The 1001-nt window shown below is 54.5% G+C and carries 1 protein-coding gene and 1 pseudogene; both read left to right on the top strand.

Annotated elements, in window-relative coordinates; translation table 11 throughout:
* Positions 1-616, top strand: a 616-nt coding sequence (gene uspE, locus WH277_RS05580) for a universal stress protein UspE (RefSeq protein ID WP_339504908.1), incomplete at its 5' end; no start/stop codon positions are given.
* 214 nt (positions 617-830) lie between these two features.
* Positions 831-1001, top strand: a pseudogene (locus WH277_RS05575) (IS30 family transposase); the annotation flags it as partial.

Below are 1001 nucleotides of genomic sequence, written 5' to 3'. Positions count from 1 at the left end.
GATTAAGATGGCCCACCAGCATGACCGCTTACAGGCGGTGGTATTTACCCCAACCGACTGGCACCTGCTGCGCAAATGCCCGTGCCCGGTCTGGATGGTCAAAGATCAGGCCTGGCCGGAAGGCGGCAAGGCGGTGGTGGCGGTAAACCTCGCCAGCGAAGAGCCACATCACGATCCGTTAAACAGCAAACTGGTCAGAGAAACGCTGGAGCTGGCCGAACGGGTTAACCATACGGAAGTGCATCTGGTCGGCGCTTACCCTGTTACACCAATCAATATCGCCATTGAGCTGCCAGACTTTGATCCGAGCGTCTACAACGATGCCATCCGTGGTCAGCATCTGGTGGCAATGAAGGCGCTGCGTCAGTCATTCTGTATTGATGAGAAGTTCACCCATGTGGAGAAAGGACTACCTGAAGAGGTGATCCCGGAACTGGCCGCACACCTGGATGCGGGTGTGGTGGTGCTCGGCACTATAGGCCGTACCGGGCTGTCGGCAGCGTTCCTTGGGAATACCGCCGAGCAGGTCATTGACCATCTGCGCTGTGACCTGCTGGCGATCAAGCCTGACGGTTTCACCTCTCCGGTCGAACTGGATGATGACGAAGACGATTAATGGGCATGGGCGAGCCTGAACCCCAGGTTCGCCCTCTCACTCCCCTGCGTTATGATGACGTTGCTGTCTCCACGACATCCTTTTTGGGGTCCGCTTGGAAAACGGAAAATATCCTACGCTAGGCCTGTGTCTTAATGAGGTATGACAGGCCGCTTTGTGCTGTGAGTTCAACGGATCGATGCAACGCTATCCTTAATCAAGGGGGGACGTTACCATGAAACGAAGAACTCGAATTAACTACACGCCAGAACAGAAAGCGATTATCTGGGACAGATATAAGCAAGGGGATTCCCTGCATGATATCGCCAGAATGTTCGACAGATACCATTCTTCGATCATGCCCACTATCCATCAGACTGGTGGATACCGTCCCCCTGTCCGAAAG

This window comes from Erwinia sp. MYb416 (genome assembly GCF_037479575.1).
Taxonomy (GTDB): Bacteria; Pseudomonadota; Gammaproteobacteria; order Enterobacterales; family Enterobacteriaceae; genus Erwinia; species Erwinia rhapontici.
The sequence above is the reverse complement of the archived record's forward strand: the minus strand, read 5'-3'. Positions and strand labels throughout refer to the sequence as shown.